Annotated in this window: 14 protein-coding genes; 12 read left to right on the top strand and 2 right to left on the bottom strand. The window is 38.8% G+C overall.

Going from position 1 to position 16,918, the window contains the following annotated elements; genetic code table 11:
- Positions 1 to 60 precede the first annotated feature (60 nt).
- The 12 genes from SFC47_RS12950 (at position 61) to SFC47_RS12895 (ending at position 15,523) form a co-directional block, all read left to right on the top strand.
- The gene (locus SFC47_RS12950; RefSeq protein ID WP_411254709.1) at positions 61 to 3,933 is read left to right on the top strand and encodes a heparinase II/III domain-containing protein; all 3,873 of its coding nucleotides are present in this window, start codon (positions 61 to 63) and stop codon (positions 3,931 to 3,933) included.
- Between the two features lie 180 nt (positions 3,934 to 4,113).
- Entirely contained in the window at positions 4,114 to 5,466 is a 1,353-nt protein-coding gene (locus SFC47_RS12945) for an ABC transporter substrate-binding protein (RefSeq protein WP_411254708.1), read from the top strand.
- 120 nt (positions 5,467 to 5,586) lie between these two features.
- Positions 5,587 to 6,495, top strand: coding sequence for a carbohydrate ABC transporter permease (locus SFC47_RS12940; RefSeq protein ID WP_411254707.1), 909 nt, complete (start codon positions 5,587 to 5,589; stop codon positions 6,493 to 6,495).
- A 19-nt stretch (positions 6,496 to 6,514) separates the two neighbouring features.
- The gene (locus tag SFC47_RS12935) at positions 6,515 to 7,342 is read left to right on the top strand and encodes a carbohydrate ABC transporter permease (RefSeq protein WP_411254706.1); all 828 of its coding nucleotides are present in this window, start codon (positions 6,515 to 6,517) and stop codon (positions 7,340 to 7,342) included.
- 30 nt (positions 7,343 to 7,372) lie between these two features.
- Positions 7,373 to 8,371: a Gfo/Idh/MocA family protein gene (locus SFC47_RS12930; protein ID WP_411254705.1), complete on the top strand. Its 999-nt coding sequence runs from the start codon at positions 7,373 to 7,375 to the stop codon at positions 8,369 to 8,371.
- Positions 8,368 to 9,165: a sugar phosphate isomerase/epimerase family protein gene (locus SFC47_RS12925; RefSeq protein ID WP_411254704.1), complete on the top strand. Its 798-nt coding sequence runs from the start codon at positions 8,368 to 8,370 to the stop codon at positions 9,163 to 9,165. The genes SFC47_RS12930 and SFC47_RS12925 overlap by 4 nt, the downstream gene beginning before the upstream one ends.
- Positions 9,166 to 9,189: 24 nt before the next feature.
- Positions 9,190 to 10,206, top strand: coding sequence for an NAD-dependent epimerase/dehydratase family protein (locus SFC47_RS12920; RefSeq protein WP_411254703.1), 1,017 nt, complete (start codon positions 9,190 to 9,192; stop codon positions 10,204 to 10,206).
- Between the two features lie 3 nt (positions 10,207 to 10,209).
- Entirely contained in the window at positions 10,210 to 11,286 is a 1,077-nt protein-coding gene (locus SFC47_RS12915; RefSeq protein WP_411254702.1) for a dihydrodipicolinate synthase family protein, read from the top strand.
- A gap of 33 nt (positions 11,287 to 11,319) precedes the next feature.
- Positions 11,320 to 12,654, top strand: a complete 1,335-nt coding sequence (locus SFC47_RS12910; protein WP_411254701.1) for a GGDEF domain-containing protein — start codon at positions 11,320 to 11,322, stop codon at positions 12,652 to 12,654.
- A gap of 98 nt (positions 12,655 to 12,752) precedes the next feature.
- Positions 12,753 to 13,361, top strand: coding sequence for a DUF6944 family repetitive protein (locus tag SFC47_RS12905; RefSeq protein ID WP_411254700.1), 609 nt, complete (start codon positions 12,753 to 12,755; stop codon positions 13,359 to 13,361).
- 59 nt (positions 13,362 to 13,420) lie between these two features.
- Positions 13,421 to 14,332: a CBASS cGAMP-activated phospholipase gene (locus SFC47_RS12900; RefSeq protein WP_411254699.1), complete on the top strand. Its 912-nt coding sequence runs from the start codon at positions 13,421 to 13,423 to the stop codon at positions 14,330 to 14,332.
- Between the two features lie 9 nt (positions 14,333 to 14,341).
- Positions 14,342 to 15,523: a DHH family phosphoesterase gene (locus tag SFC47_RS12895; RefSeq protein WP_411254698.1), complete on the top strand. Its 1,182-nt coding sequence runs from the start codon at positions 14,342 to 14,344 to the stop codon at positions 15,521 to 15,523.
- A gap of 50 nt (positions 15,524 to 15,573) precedes the next feature.
- On the opposite strand, the gene SFC47_RS12890 is transcribed toward SFC47_RS12895, so the two are convergent.
- Together SFC47_RS12890 and SFC47_RS12885 are read right to left on the bottom strand one after the other, a co-directional pair.
- Positions 15,574 to 15,939 (bottom strand): carboxymuconolactone decarboxylase family protein, encoded by a 366-nt coding sequence (locus SFC47_RS12890; RefSeq protein WP_095246885.1) that lies wholly within the window; start codon positions 15,937 to 15,939, stop codon positions 15,574 to 15,576.
- A gap of 75 nt (positions 15,940 to 16,014) precedes the next feature.
- Positions 16,015 to 16,854 (bottom strand): DUF2935 domain-containing protein, encoded by an 840-nt coding sequence (locus SFC47_RS12885; RefSeq protein WP_411254697.1) that lies wholly within the window; start codon positions 16,852 to 16,854, stop codon positions 16,015 to 16,017.
- Between the last annotated feature and the right edge of the window lie 64 nt (positions 16,855 to 16,918).

Here is a 16,918-nt window from a genome sequence, read left to right as displayed (position 1 = left end):
CCTATGATAAAAATAGGAGTATAAAATTCAAAATAATCATAGGGGATGGAGTGAAGGTTATTGCGGAAAAAGTACAAAATTGGCTTACATTTCATATTAATAGCAGTGTTGTTACTATCAATTGTCCTGCAAGTACCGATGTCTAGTGTCATCGTCAATGCCGAGGGAGAACCTGATGTTTCTACAAAACTCTCGATACAAAACTTTGAACAGCTAACGCAATGGAGCGGAGGATTATTATCAGAAAAGACGACCATCCGAGAAGGTACTCAGTCAGGACGCTGGCAAATCTACAATTCAGGAAATTATAGAAAAGTAGTTAGCACAACTCAGATTCCCCATGATTGGAGCGGACATGAAGCTCTAAGGCTTTGGGTACACTCTAAAAAGGCTACAGATCAGCGAATTTCTGTTATCCTCGATTCCAACTCTGCTTCAACCACAGCAGCAGACTATTTTATTTATAACCTCATAGTGGATTGGGAAGGCTGGAAAGAACTGGTTATTCCTTTTTATATGTTTACGAAAGCTAATTCTCCGGAAGGATTTTCAAAGATTGATAGTTTAAAGTTCCATACAAACTGGTATGCAGGAATGCCAGACCCAAATCCTGAAACAGAGTTAATTTTTGATGATTTTACAATCGATACACTCCAAGCACTTGATCGATTACCGGTTGATGGTTTTGAAGATGTTTCAAAGTGGACTTCTCTTGTTACTGATAGTACGAAAGTCAAGGAAGGAAGATTTTCGGGTAAGTGGATGAATCTCGATACAAAATCAGTGGTAAGAACATCGGCAATTCCAACGGATTGGTCTCGTTTTGATACCCTTCAGGTTTGGCTCTATTCAGAAAAAGCTACTGGGTCCAATATAACCGTGATTTTGGAATCTGATGATACAAGTCAAACAGGGCTGGATTATTACTCTTCAGGTTTTATAGTCGATTGGACAGGGTGGAAAAAGCTCTCAATCCCTTTGAAAGATTTAGCGCCAGCACGGAATCCACTAGGATTAGATCAAATTCAAAGATTGCAATTTCATGCTAAATGGTCAGCAGGTCAAGTTCCTGCTCCTGATACGGTTTTATATTTTGACTCGTTAGAATTAGTGAGAGAAACCTTTACCGTGCCATCAGGAGAGATTGTTAAGCAAAATCTGCCTGGCAGTTCATTAAATTACAGTATCGAAATCAGTAACAAAGCCAATGAAACAGATGAATTCCAAGTTCAAATTCCATCTGAATTAGACGGAATTGTTTCAGTAGATGAGGCTGCTGGAACTTTGGCTCCAAACCAAAGGAAAATCTTAACCTTCACTGTTACTATTCCAACAGATGCAAGTAAGGGGGAGGAGAAACAGATGACGATCCCGATTTCTTCCCGTCTGCAAATGGGGGCAAATTTTAATGTTAAATTAGCATACAAAGTCGCAGATTGGCAGCCATCAATGGAATCTCATCCTAATGCATTTGTAGGGGCTGATGAGGTAGAACGTGCAAAAAATCGAGTGCAAAATGTGGAGTGGGCAAAATCCTACTGGAGCAAAGTAAAAGCTGAAGCAGATAAATGGTTAACTAGTGATGCAGCAGTACCTAGAGAGGGTGGAGGGCACCCAACATGGTATCTATGTGAGGATGGATCGGCTTTAACGTATGATTCAACAAAACCATTCCAGCATTACTGTGCTTCTGAAGATAAAATCTATACAGGGTCTTCTTATGATGCTGCATGGCGCTATTACAGACATGATGAGCTTGTTCGAGCTTTAAAATCACTTGCAACCGCTTACAGTTTAAGTGATGAACTTGTATACGCAAAAAAAGCGAAAGACATTCTATTAAGCTATGCAGAAGTATATCCTAACTATCCTGTTCAAGCTAGAGGCGGCAGAATGTACTGGCAAACGCTGGATGAAGCCGTCAGCATGATTGATGTTAGTCATGCGTATGATTTGATTCATGATAGCGGGGTTTTAACTAACCAAGAAAAAGCGAACATCGAGTTGAATTTTCTAAAGCCTTCTGCACATGCCATAAGTGAATACGACATGGGACGCTCTAACTGGCAGGCGTGGCATATCGCAGCGATAGGCATGATTGGGTTTGTGTTAGGTGACCAAGAGTTGATTGATTTTGCAATAAATAGTGAACACGGATTTGAATATCTGATGAAAGAAAGTGTTTTACGTGATGGTTTTTGGTGGGAAGGAACCATCGCCTATCATATGTATGCCTTAACACCGCTTAACATTTTAGCTGAGGGTGCAAAGCGCTGGGGACATGACTTGTATGCAAATGAAAACCTTAGGAAAATGTTTGATGTCCCGTTAAGTTATGCCTACCCGAACTTAACGGTGCCAGCCAATAATGATGGCGGACAATACGGCTCTACCTTAATCGGTCCTGTTTCACCAAAAGGCTTTTATGAATACGAAGCAGCCTACTCTCATTACAAAAAGACAGAATATGCTTGGCTATTAAAACAAAAATACGGTTCCAATAACATAAAAAGAGAAGGGGATTTTGCCTTGTTTAAAGGTGTAGACGAAATTCCAGATGTTGATACCCCGAAAATTGAGAGTCGTAATTTTGATGGTGTTGGTCATGCTATCTTACGCTCGGGAGGGACTTCTGATCAAAATTACCTGTTAATGGATTATGGTCCCCATGGAGGTTCACACGGGCATCCTGATAAGCTGCATATTGATTTATTTGGTAAAGGACATTTGCTGGCACCAGACTTTGGTACACCTAGTTATGGCCACCCTGCTTACCTTTCATGGTATAAACAAACCATTAGTCATAATACCGTTGTGGTAAATGGTGCTTCGCAGAAACAAAGTGAAGGAGAATTAGATACATTTATAAATTCACCAAACCTAAAAATCATATCTGCACAGGCTGATCAAGCTTATGATGGTGTGGAATACAAGCGGACGCTTATACTTGAAGATGAGTATGCCATCGATTGGTTTACACTATCAGACTCTGAAAAGGAACACCAATATGATTATCTTTTACATGGTTTAGGAGATTTTAGTACTGAACTCCCGCTTGAAGTACGAAGTGAAGCACTTGGAGACAAAGATGGCTATCAATTATTATCAAATTCAAAAAGTACCATTACAGAAGACGCATGGGAAGGTTCATGGAGTCAAGGAAAGGCGGGACTTCGTATTGTGTCATTACCTTTTGGATCAAGAGAAGTAGTGGAAACGTATGGACCAGGACCATCTAATCATCCGAATCAAGAAACGCCTATCGTCCTTCAAAGGCAAGAAGGTAAAGAAGCACAATTTGTCACGGTCCTACAGCCAACTTCCGAAGATAGTGCAAAGATTTCTGCCTCAAAAACAGGTGAACATCAAATAGCAGTAAATCTCGAAAATCAAACTGACCACATGTATTATCGGCCAGATGCAGAGACTGGCAGTTTGTCTATCGGGAAAGTATCAACAGCTAGTGATAAATCTTTTGATTTTAGTAACTCAGTAAGCAGTGAAGTGATTAATGGTGTGTTAAATATTACCGTAGATTCTGAAGCAGAGCTGCAATCATTAGCAATGATTGTTCGGGCTTCTAATGTTTCAATGGTAAAGGTGAATAACATAGCAGTGCCATTTACTCAAGCAGGTGATCAAATAGTGGTAGAGCTTCATGCCTTTACATTAATTCACCGCCTGCCAGGAGCTCCAGAAAAGGGAAGTATATCGTTTAAAAATGATGGAACTTCGTATTCTCTATCCCTGTTGGGAGTAAGGAAAAGTCCTATGAAACTATTACTTAATGGTCAATCAGTCCCGGTTGTTCCTTCAATAGATAGTGATATCGTGGAGATTGATCTAAGCGGTTATAGTATCAGGGATATAAATATGCTGGAATGGGAATTGGCTGGAAAACCCTATGAAAGTGTTCAGGTGCTGTTGAGGTAAATAGAATAGAACCCGGATTCCATTTGTCCGGGTTCTATTAAAGATTAGCAGGTAAATTGAGTCATTTAAAGACATTTAAAAGACATTGACCGGAATTGGCAAGCAATGGTACTTTAGTATTAAAGATAAATAAATTGTTTTTTCGAAATTTTTAATCTATTAAATTTGAGGGGGATTTTTGTGAAGCAAAAAAAGTTTTTGTCATTAATGATGTCAGTGTTGCTAGTGTTGGTTTTGTTTCTAACGGGCTGTGCAAAAGAAAAAACAAACACATCAGACAACAACGGAGAAAAAGATTCAGATGATACAGTCGAATTAAAACTAGGTTATTATTCATCAGCAAGCTCTGACGCAAAAATGCAAGAGTTAATTGAGAAATTCATGGAGAAACATCCAAATATTAAAGTAACAACAGAATCTTCACCTTATGGTCAATTTTATCAAAAACTAGATACAGAGATTGCAGCAGGGAATGCACCAGATGTTTGGTTATCTGATGGTGTATTAGTTTCTAAATATGCCGAACGTGGTGCTGCGAAAGATCTAACAGATTTAATCAATAAGGACATTAAGAAAGAAGATTACTATGGAATGGATTTTAACAAAGACGCCGATGGGAAATATTGGGCCGTTCCACAAGGGATTCAAGTAGGAGTGCTTTTCTACAACAAAGATATGTTTGATAAAGCAAAAGTAGATTATCCTTCTGAGAATTGGACATACGATGATCTGAAGGAAACTGCTGAAAAGGTAACGGTTGACGCAAAAGGAAATACCGCTAGTGATTCCAATTTTGACGCTAAAAATGTTTCTCAATTCGGACTGACATTCTTTAACATTACCGAAGGATGGTTCCCAGTAATGAAAGCATTTGGCGGTGGTGTTTTGGATGAAACAATGCAAAAGTCTATCGTAAATTCTCCTGAGAATGTGGATGCAGTAAATTGGATGGTTGATGGTATGAAGAAAGGAATTATCACAGATCCATCTGATCTAAAGAGTTTCCAAAGTCCTTTAGCGGTATTCCCTAGTAAAGCTTCAGCAATGCGATTTGGAATTTATGCAAGGGTATTGGCAGCAAACGAAGCTGGACTTAATTATGATGTTACTCTTTTGCCAAAAGGTCCGTCTGGAGAAAGGTTCGCACCAGTTATTGCGAACTCATGGCAAATCAACTCAAAATCTGATGAGAAGAAAGCAGCAGCAGCTTGGGAATGGATTAAATATTGGGTAACAGAAGATGATGTTCAAAAGGAATGGGCAAGCTTAGGTGAGGCTGTACCTGTTAAGAAATCCATTGCAAATTCTGATGTTTTCCTAAACTCTGGTGATAAGAAAATCAATAAACAAGCCTTTATCGACAGCATTGAGTTTGCGGGTACATTAGACGCAAATGCAGTTTGGAGCGAATGGCTGGCTAAGTTTAACGGAAATGTAGATCGTGCCTTCTTAGGTGAAACCACAGTTGAAGATGCATTAAAACAAGCTGATAAAGAAATACAAGAAGTATTAGACGGTTTTTATAAAAAGTAAATAGAAAACGTTTACAAACTTAATCTGCTCTCCCTTTCTTGGTAGAAAGGGAGGTGATTTTTTAATAGGGATACATACTCTCTAGAGAAACTTACGAGTGAGGTGATTTCATTGGGTTCTGTGAAGAGAAAAGGTATTAGTAGTGAGGGGAAATGGGGACTGTTGTTAGTATCACCCTATATTATACATTTCGTGGTGTTTGTCCTTGGAACATTAATCGCCTCCCTATATTTCAGTTTAACAGAATATGATATTTTAAATCCTCCTAATTGGGTTGGATTAGACAACTATGAAAAGCTAATCAATGATCCAGTGTTTTGGAAGTCGCTTTGGAATACTATTTATTTTGCTATTTTATTTGTGCCAGCTCAAACCATTTTAGGTCTAGTTTTGGCCATTTCTTTAAATCAAAAATTAAAGGGATTAAAGTTTTTCCGAATGGCCCATTTTATTCCGGTTATTTCTTCCTGGACTGTTATTATGTATGTTTCTGACGCGATTTTTAACCCGCGATTTGGTATGGCTAATAATCTATTAACTAAGCTTGGACTTGACCCGCAGCTGTGGTTACAAGATGAAATGCTTGTTATTCCTCTATTGGTATTAGTAGCAGTATGGAAGGGTGTTGGGTACATCATGATTATCTTCCTTTCAGGATTACAAGGTGTACCAAATAATCTATATGAAGCAGCTGAAATCGATGGAGCCGGGGTATTTAGAAAGTTTAGAAATATAACCTTGCCAATGATTTCAGGAACAACTTTCCTGGTGTTAATCTTAAGTACCATTTCTACGTTCCAGGCTTTTGAACAGATCTATGTTATGACTGGCGGAGCAGGAGATATAAATCAGGCAGGCGGGCCTAATAATGCAAGTTTGGTCTTAATGTTATACCTGTACCGCGAAGGATTTTCATTCCTTCATATGGGATATGCCTCGGCCATAGCTTGGGTAATGTTCGCGATACTTTTCACCCTTACTATTATTCAAGTAAAACTGCAAAATAAGTGGGTTTACTATGATAAATAGGAGAAGGAGGCAGCCCTAGATGAATAGGATTTATTCTTTTAAAAAAATTATTAGTTTTGTGCTTATCTTTATTAGTTCTATGATCATGTTGTTACCGTTTTTAACAGCTGTCTTTAATTCATTAAAAACATATGCACAATATACAATGGTTCCGCCAAAGTGGATCCCTGAGCCATTTAAATGGAGCAATTATTCGGAAGTATTTCAATTGGGTGATTTTGGCCAATATACCATGAACAGTTTAATCGTAACGGTTCTTTCTGTGATCGGTGCACTGCTCTCGAGTTCAATGGTCGCTTTCGCTTTTGCGAGACTCAACTTTCCATTTAAAAACTCTCTATTTTTAGTCGTTTTAGGGACGATGATGATTCCGCCGGTGGTTACCATCATTCCACAGTTTATCATTTTTAAAAACCTTGGCGTTCTAGATACCCTTGTTCCTTTATGGATATTTGAGTGGCTTGCACAGCCTTTTGGGATATTTCTTATGCGGCAAGCGTTTATGAATATCCCGAATGACTATGAAGAGGCAGCCAAATTAGAGGGGTGCAGTCCTTTTCAAATATATTGGAGGATTTTTCTCCCGATGTGTAAACCAGCACTTGCGACGCTAGCGATTTTCACCTTTATGGCAAAATGGAATGAAATTTTAGCACCAAGTATTTACTTGACATCAAAAGAAAATTATACATTGCCAATTGGTATTCTTTCACTGGGCGGCCAGTGGTTTGGGAACGAACAATATTTGGTTGCAGCCGCATTAATAAGTTTAATTCCAATCTTAATTGTATTTCTGTTTGCGGAAAAATACTTTGTACATGGAGACAGTTCTTCAGGGATCAAGTAGTTTATTCCTTGAACGGAAAGGATGGTTATTATGGTTTATAAAATTGCCTTAATTGGCGCTGGGATTATTGCCGACTACCATTTAGAAGCATTACAGGAGCTAAGGCAAAAACTTACACCCATTGCGATTGCAGATATAAACGAGGAAAAAGCCCGAAGATTGGCTCTTCATTATAACCTTACACCTTATAGCGATTATAAAGAGATGGTTATAAAGGAGAAACCCGATATTGTGGTGATTGCCCTTCCTCATTTTCTTCATAAGGAAGCAGCACTTTGGTGTGCTCAAAGTAAATGTCATATTTTACTAGAAAAACCTATGGCATTACATAAAAAAGAATGCGAAATCATCATTCAAGAAGCTGAACGAAACTCTATCAAACTATTAGTAGGGCATACACAGCACTACCTCCCAGAAAACCTTTTAGTAAAAGAAATGATTGAAGCTGGCACATTCGGTCAACTTGTGATGATTAATGATACGCGTCACCTTTATTATTTTTATGAAAATCGGCCGGATTGGTTTTTTCACAAAGAGCAGTCAGGCGGCGGTATCTTAATGAATTTAGGAGCACATTCCATTGATAAAATTCAGTGGCTCACAGGGAGTACGATAGCAAAAGTCAAAGCATCTGTTAGTTATTTTGGAAATAAAGGTGACGTTGAAGGCAGTGGAGTGGTCTATCTAGAAACTTCAAACGGAATTCCGGCAACTATTTCACAATCTGGTTATCCAGGTGTTCCTAAGAATGAAACTGAAATTATTTTTTCAAAAGGGATGATCAAACTTATTTCCGGTAAAGGTGTCTGGGTTAGTGAAAATGGAGAGTATCGACAGGTCGCCATTGAGAACAGCTCCAACCCGTTTATCTTGCAATTTGAGGATCTGCTAGAAAGCATTGAGAATAATAGCGAACCTGAGTGTTCAGGTACCTATGCAAAGTCAGTCATTGCAGCAATCGAAACGATTTACCAATCACATCAATCAGGCAAGGAACTTGCAGTGGAATTAAGGGGGGATATTGTTTGAAGATAAGCCTTTGCTCCACTGGGTTTAAAGATCACAGTGTTGAGAATGTCTTAAAGCTCGCGTACCAATTGGGATTGGATGGGGTCGAACTGTGGACTGGACATATTGAGGAGTACCTAGAGCGAAGCAACTCATTACAGAACTTAAATTCTCTTGTTCGTTCCTATAATCTATCAATTCCTGCTATAAGTCCCTATACTTACTTTTCAAAAAGTGAAGAGGAAGTCATTGATAGTGTTACTGAAATTAAACGTTATACCGATATTGCCTTTCAGCTGAACTGTCCATTAGTTCGTACATTTGTCGGGCATTATCCATCCAAAGAAGTAAGTGATGAACAATGGAAGCGAACGATCGATCATCTTAAACAGGCCATACAGGAAGTGGATCAGGACGATGTAAATGTGGGAGTCGAAATTCATAATAATACCTTTGCTGACACTATTGAATCTATTACTAAAATTGTTTCCGAAGTCAATCATCCCCGCTTAAGTCTGATATTCGATGGATTTAATCTTTATGTGGATCGATTAGAACAAATGGAAGCTTTTCATACATTGCATCCCTTTATCCAACACGTTCATCTGAAAAACTATCGTTGGAACCATGAAGACTGGGATCAAAGTATTCCTACCTCTATTTTTGGTGGAGATGTTGATCATAAGCAGTTATTGAATCAATTAAGAGAAAAAGGTTATCAAAACTTTATCTCGTTAGAATATTTTGGACACAATGCAGAAAAATGCATTCGGGAATCGATAAAGGAATTGCAAGATATTAAAATTAGGAATTGAAAAAATATTGAGGAGTGAAGAATAATGCAAACTATTGAACAACTTGAATTAAAATTAGCGGAACCGTCAGAGGCACTGCTGGGTGATATGGCTAAAATAAATGGAGATATAATGATCTTAGGAGTAGGTGGAAAAATGGGTCCCAGCCTCGCAAAACTTGCGAAAAATGCAATTAATAAAGCAGGCTTGAATAAGAAAGTCATTGGGGTGTCACGTTTTTCAACAGGGACATTAAAACAAGAATTAAATGCTGAAGGAATTGAAACATTATCTGTCAATCTATTAGACGATCGCGAGCTTCAAGAGCTGCCTGATGTTGAGAATATCATTTATATGGCAGGGAATAAGTTTGGTACGGTTGGCAATGAACATTTTACCTGGGCTATGAATGCATATTTACCAGGGAGAGTAGCCGAAAAGTTTAGAAATTCACGGATCGTCTCCTTTTCCACTGGAAATGTTTATCCTCTTACCCCTGTCTCATTAAGCGGTGCTTCAGAGGAGCATCCAACAGGACCTGTTGGAGAATATGCACAATCATGCCTGGGAAGAGAACGGATATTCACCTACTATTCTCACAAATTTGGAATACCTATGGTCCATTTCAGATTGAATTACGCTAATGATTTACGCTATGGTGTGATTTTAGAAATTGCTAAATCTGTCAAAGAACAGCGGCCGATTGATTTAAGCATGGGACATGCAAATGTGATTTGGCAGGGTGATGCCAACGAAATGGCGCTTCGCTCATTATTGGTCTGCGATACACCTCCAGCCATTTTAAATATTACAGGACCAGAGACTGTTTCCATCAGGTGGCTTGGAGAACAGTTTGGAGAAGCTTTCGGAATACAGCCGATGTTTATTAACCAAGAACAAAATACTGCCCTCCTAAGCAATGCCTCAAAGTCTCATAAATTATTTGGGTATCCAAGAGTTTCGCTCCGTCAAATGATTGACTGGACCGCCGATTGGGTAAATGAGGGAGGAGCAACCTTAAACAAACCTACGCACTTTCAAGAGAGAAAGGGTGGATTTTAATACATGAGAACTAAGCTATCTCCTGCGATTATGAATCTTCTTCATGAAGGCACGGTAATCCCAGCACATCCACTGGCACTTAATGAAGACCGCCAGCTTGACGAACAGAGACAGAAAGCTCTTACACGCTATTATATGGCTGCAGGAGCAGGCGGAGTGGCAGTAGGTGTGCATACAACGCAGTTTGAAATCCGTGATGTGAATCTATATGAACCTGTACTCCGTTTAGCTGCGAATGAAATTGAACATGCAGCATTAGGGCGCTCATTTATTAAGGTAGCGGGAATATGCGGTCCAACAGATCAAGCATTAGCTGAAGCTTCTATAGCCAGCAGTTTGGGGTATCATCTTGGGCTGGTCAGCATGGGTGGTTTAAATGATTGGTCGGAACTGGAACTCTTAAAAAGAATAGAAAAGATCTGTGATGTGATCCCAGTTTTTGGCTTCTACCTTCAGCCGGCTGTCGGCGGGAGAATCCTCAGCTATCAATTTTGGCGTGAATTTGCTGAGATTCCAGGCGTCATGGCGATAAAAATGGCACCGTTTAACCGGTACCAAACAAATGATGTCATTAGGGCAGTCTGCCATTCTTCAAGAAGTAATGATATTGCTCTTTATACGGGTAATGATGATAATATCGTAGGAGATTTATTGACCACATATAAGTTCATGGTTGATAACAAACCAGTCGAGAAGAAGATTGTAGGTGGATTATTAGGACACTGGGCCGTATGGACAAATAAAGCAGTGGAGTTACTAAATGAAATCAAAGCCGTACGTGATAATGGGGAAATTCCTGCACATCTACTTCAACGGGGTATTGAAGTAACCGACAGTAATGCTGCGTTCTTTGATGCTTCAAATCAATTTAAGGGCAGTATTGCCGGGATAAATGAAGTCCTCCGCCGCCAGGGATTACTGAGAGGAAACTGGTGTATAAGCTCTAATGAGGTATTAAGTCCTGGTCAATCAGAAGAAATTGATCGTGTTTATCGTGAATATCCTCATCTTAACGACGATCCCTTTGTAACGGAACATCTCAGTGAATGGATCAATGATTATTGTTCGAATGAATCTTAATATTTCTTTTTTCCTCACCTGGAGGTGTCTTAATTGGTCCACACAATATCAATCGGAGTAATCGGTCCTACTATAATCGTTGATAAAATTAAGGATGCATTAAAGGGATTCCCAAACTTCAATCCCACCTTTATGACTTCAGATAATATTTATGATGCTCCTAGGTTTGCAGAAGAAGTGTCAGGTCAAGTTGAAGTGCTGCTGTTTTCTGGATATCTTCCTTATAAACTTGCGAAGGAACAGGCAGGATTCACGGTCCCGGCACATTATATTCCATTAAAAGGAACAGGTTTATTTAGAGCATTATACCGATTAAAAGATAGAATTAAAACCATTGGTGAATTGTCCATTGATACCCTATCTTCTCAAGAAGTAGGAATCGTTATCGAAGAGCTGGGTGAATCAGTAAAGGAAATCTATTATTTTGAGGATTCTTCTTTAGACCTAAAGGAAAAAATTGTTCAATTTCATCGGGAAAAATTTGAACAGGGGCGCTGCAAAGGAGCACTTACGGGGATTAAAGTAGTTTCAGAAGCATTAACAGAACTAAATATCCCGAATGAGTGGGTGATCCCTACTCAACAAGACATAGTTGTATCATTAGAACGAGCACTGCTTTCGACAGAAAAGCGCCGAAATAAAGAATCACAAATTGTGTTTGGAATTATTAGTATTGATAAATTTAGCCAGCTGATCCATCAAAAATCCTCAGAACATGAGGTTCAAAAGCTTAAACTTGATATTTATCGATTATTTCTCGATTACGTAGAATGCCTGGATGGCCATCTGACAAATCTAGGTGGAGATGAATATTTGTTTGTTACTACTCGAGGTGTTTTTGAAAGAGTCACTAAAGGGTATAAAACGATTCCAATTTTAAAAGACACTAAAACTAAAATTGGTGTTTCAATCAGTATTGGAATTGGATTTGGTCTTACTGCCAATGAGGCAGGAACACATGCACGTATAGCTCTCCGACAATCACAGGAGTCAGGGGGAAACTTATGCTATATCGTTAGAGAAGATCGAAGTGTGATTGGACCGGTCGAGATGACAAATCCTTTAGTGTATGAGTTGTCTATTACGGATAAGGTGCTATTAGAAAGAGCGGAAAAAGCAGGGATGACAGCAACATATCTAAGTAAAATCCTCGCTCAGGTGAACCGTTCAGGTAAGGACTACTTTACGGCTCAGGAGCTGGCTGAGATTTTAACCATTACGGTAAGAAGTGCCAACCGCATTCTCCTTCAGTGGCTGGATGCAGATTTAGTTGAAATTGCTGGAGTTGAAAAGGTGACTTCAAAAGGCAGGCCAAGGCAAATTTATAATTTAACGTTTACACATCATGAAAAGGAATTAGTCAGATGAAGCCTCCGGTAACGGAGGCTATTTTCTTTTCTTTTAACAACCATGGGCTGTAATGAATATGATTCTATAACGATGTTACATGATGGGCGGCATAAGGAATGGATAATCAACTAAAAGAACTTTTCGGAGCATGGATTCAAGCCATAGGAACGGTTACAGCTGCGGTGGGAACTACACCATCACTTAACGAAGATACACAACAAAGTCTGAACTTATGGGGGAATGTTCTTCAAGGTACTGGCAATGCCCTAATAGCAGATGCACAAGAAGGCTTTACCTTAGGAAAGCTTGGGAATGAAGTCCAAGCGATTGGGAATTCAACTGTGGTTGCCGGGATATTACTAAATATTTCAGAAGAGAATAAACTTAAGCTGGATATAAACGGTAATTTGCTGCAGGCAGTAGGTGGAGGTATAGCACTTCCGGAGGATTTAATGGATGAGCCTTCTACGATTAGAACCCTCAATATTACAGGGAATGTCTTACAAATTATCGGGAATTCCATGCAAGCATTTGGCGGAGCACAAGAGCTCAGAAGTATTCGTGAAAACGAAAATAGATTTAAAGGATATAGAGAAAATAATGAGTCCAAACAAGAATCCGAGAGCCAAACATTGTCTATAAATGGGAGCTGGATTCAAGCGGTTGGCTCAGTCATTTCTGCGATTGCCCAAACAATGGAAAATAAAGAGGAAAGCATTCAATGATAAGTTTATTGAAGAAAGGGCAAACTTAAGAAAAAGTGGATATTATTAGGTGGAATTTTATGAAATTACTATGTATAGATGGTGGTGGTATTCGAGGTATTTTTGCCATTACCATTTTGCAGGCATTGGAAGAAGAAGCAGGCCACTCTGTTGGTGAAATGTTTGATGTAGTGGCTGGTACAAGTACCGGTGCGATTATAGCGGCCTCTGTTTCACTTAATAAAAAAATGAGTGAAATATACGAGAGCTACAAGCATTACGGTGAAAAAATTTTTACCAGGCAGGCAAAGGTTGGGCTGTTTAAAAGTGTCTATAGTGACCGTTCCCTCCGGCATTTATTAAAAAAAGCATTTGGTGAAGTAATGATGCAGGACATAACAAAGCCGCTTCTGATTCCTGCTGTAGACATTACACACGGAAAACCATTTATCCATCGCTCCAACTACGGCCATCCTGAAACTGAAGATTTATCGATTAAACTTTGGGATGCGGTTCTTTCATCCTGCTCAGCACCTGTTTATTTTCCTCCAAATAAAATAGGTGATCAATATTTATCTATTGATGGCGGACTTTGGGCGAATAATCCTTCGTTGGTTGGACTAACAGAGGCTATTCATTATTTTCAAAAAGGGATGGACGAAATTCACATACTATCGTTAGGTACAGGGTTACAGCATATTGATTTTACAAATGGCAAGGATAAATATTGGGGGATTAATCAGTGGCTTCCCTTTCATCTCCCTTCGATGAAGGTAACACCAAAGCTATTGGATTTGGCACTGCATTTGTCTTCAGAATCTGTATCTTATCACTGTCAGCTGCTGCTTAGGGAGCAGTACCTGCGAATTAATGAAGAATTAGGCGAGGAAGTTCCTTTTGATGAGATAAAGTATATGGATGTTCTGAGTGACTTAGGAAGAAATGCTTTCCAAAAGCAGAAAAATGAAATTCTTTCGTTTATAAGGAAGTAGGGTGAAGTCATGTATAAATTATTGTCACATAATGACCTGGATGGTGTAGGGTGCGGAATTTTAGCAAAGCTTGCCTTTGGAGAAGATGTCAAAATTCGATACAATTCTATCTCAGGTTTAAATCGAGAAGTCGAGTGGTTTTTTGAGAACGATGATAAAAATACCTTTTTATTTATTACAGACCTGTCTGTGAATGATAAAAATGAACAAAGTATAGAAGAGTTTTATCAAAATGGGGGGAAAGTGCAGCTAATCGATCATCACAAAACAGCACTGCATTATAATGACTATGCATGGGGCCATGTTGTGGTTGAGGATGAAGCAGGGAGGTTAACTTCAGCAACTTCATTACTGTATCAGTACCTTCTTTCTCATCAGCAACTTGAAGGATCAGACGCCATATCTGAATTTGTTGAGTTGGTTAGACAATATGATACATGGGAATGGGAGAAAAATAATAATCAAGATGCTCAACGTTTGAATGCGTTATTTTTTCTGGTTTCCATTGACGAATTTGAAGAAAAAATGATTTCTCGTCTTCGGACAAGTGAACATTTTCATTTTGACGAGTTTGAAAAGAAAATCTTAGATATGGAAGAAGATAAGATTGACCGTTATATCCGAAGGAAAAGGAGAGAGCTGGTTCAGACTGAAATTGATGGACTTTATGCAGGTGTGGTCTATGCTGAATCTTATCACTCGGAGCTAGGGAATGAACTGGGAAAAGAATACCCCCATCTCGATTACATAGCAATCATAAATATTGGCGGGAAACGAATGGGTTTCCGAACCATTCATGACCATGTGGATGTTTCAGCTGTAGCAGGCAAGTACGGTGGCGGCGGGCATGCAAAAGCTTCTGGCTGCTCATTAATCGAGGAAGCCTATAAAAGCTTTGTAACAGAGACCTTTCATCTAGAACCCGTTCCAGAAGATGCAAGACGAAATCGTTATAACACAAAAGGATCCACCTTTGGAACGTTGTATAAAAACAGAAGGGAAGATCTTTACTTCCTTTATCAGGTAGATGAACAGAAGTGGGCAATTGAACGAAATGGAAATAAATTAGAACAGACCTTTGAAAGTTTTGGGGAAGGTGAAAGTTACTTAAAAAGAAATTATGAAGTTTGGCTCGTTAAAGATGATGAATTTGTTAATTTCCTAATGAAAGAGGTAAGAAAAAATAATTAACTAAAAACCCATCAAAGAACATTTGTTCTTTGATGGGTTTTTAGTTAGTTTTATTGTTTCAGTTGATTTAAATCCTCGATGCATTCTTGAACAAGTGTAACCGCCTGACTCATAGCTGCGCCGCCGCCAAATGCCGCTGTTACACCTACGGCTTCAAGAATCTCTTGTTCAGAACAACCTTGATCAAGACATCCCTTTGTATGATAAATAATACAATATTCATCCTGTGTATACAGACTAATACCTAATGCTATTAATTGTTTTTCACGCTGTGATAGGGCACCTTCTTTAAAGCATTCTTCAGTAAAGGCATTGAAGTGCTTTGCAAATTCAGGCATTTTTTGAGTAAATACACCTAAGCCTGCTTTATACTCGTGAAGGGCCGCTTCTGTACTATTTCTAGCTTCAAATTCCATTCCTTTGTCAGCTCCATTTCTAATAATCATGAATCCAAAATTAGTATGAGCAAACAAAGAATGGATTAACCAACATTACAAATTATTATGGTAGTTTTTAAAATAGGATGTTAACGTGCATGGCGGCTTTTCCATATCGGGAACAAAAGCACTCAATTTTGTTAAAAAATAACAAGACTCCGGGAAATGATGCTCTAAGAAACGCAGAGTAGTGGCATTTATGACTTCTTTCCCCTTATATAGCTTTATTACGTGTTCCACCATTTGGTTAAAGGCTAGGACTGTTTTGGTAACTTCTCGTGCGAAGGCGATTTGTACAGGAAAATGGGGAGGCATAAAACGTAAATAACCTTTTATTGCGTCATTTTTTAACATATGTGCAGAAAAAAGTTTACTTAATGTGTCCACTTTTTCTTTAAGTATTAGCTCAATACCATCTAGTGCCCGGTTTAATAAGGCTGCATGGCCAATTTGATCTTCCAGCCAAAGATCTAATAAATCTACCAACGGAAATGGGGGGTAATCTGTTCCATTCATATAAGACTGGAGAATCCTTAAATATTCCCCGTTTTCATTCAATGTCCCGTTAAAATAGGTTGGGGTTATGTTGATGAGGATTTTATTACTTAATTGTAAGTTAAGAATCTTTCCTTCAAACCGGTAATAATCATAGGAAACCTGAGCGGAAAGCTTTGAAAACTCAACCATGGAATGGGTATTCACATTGCTGTTTTTGGGGATCTGCTCCAGCCGGTTTCTCACTTCTGAAAATCTGCCTATAAACATTACAGCTTCTTCCACAAGGTTTACCTCAACAGGGGAAAGATAATCTCGAACAAAAATGGCATGATCTAAAAGGATGTTTACCCAGAAATAATGCTCTTCCCAAGGAGTAAATGGATTTAAGTTCTTCACCGATAACCTCCTCTAAATGAGATTTTTCTTCCTTATCTAAGTTATTAAGAAGGTATCTAATAAA

Origin of the sequence: Neobacillus niacini (assembly GCF_046591715.1) — a bacterium.
Classification (GTDB): domain Bacteria; phylum Bacillota; class Bacilli; order Bacillales; family Cytobacillaceae; genus Neobacillus; species Neobacillus niacini_L.
This window is presented reverse-complemented; position numbering and strand designations above follow the sequence as displayed.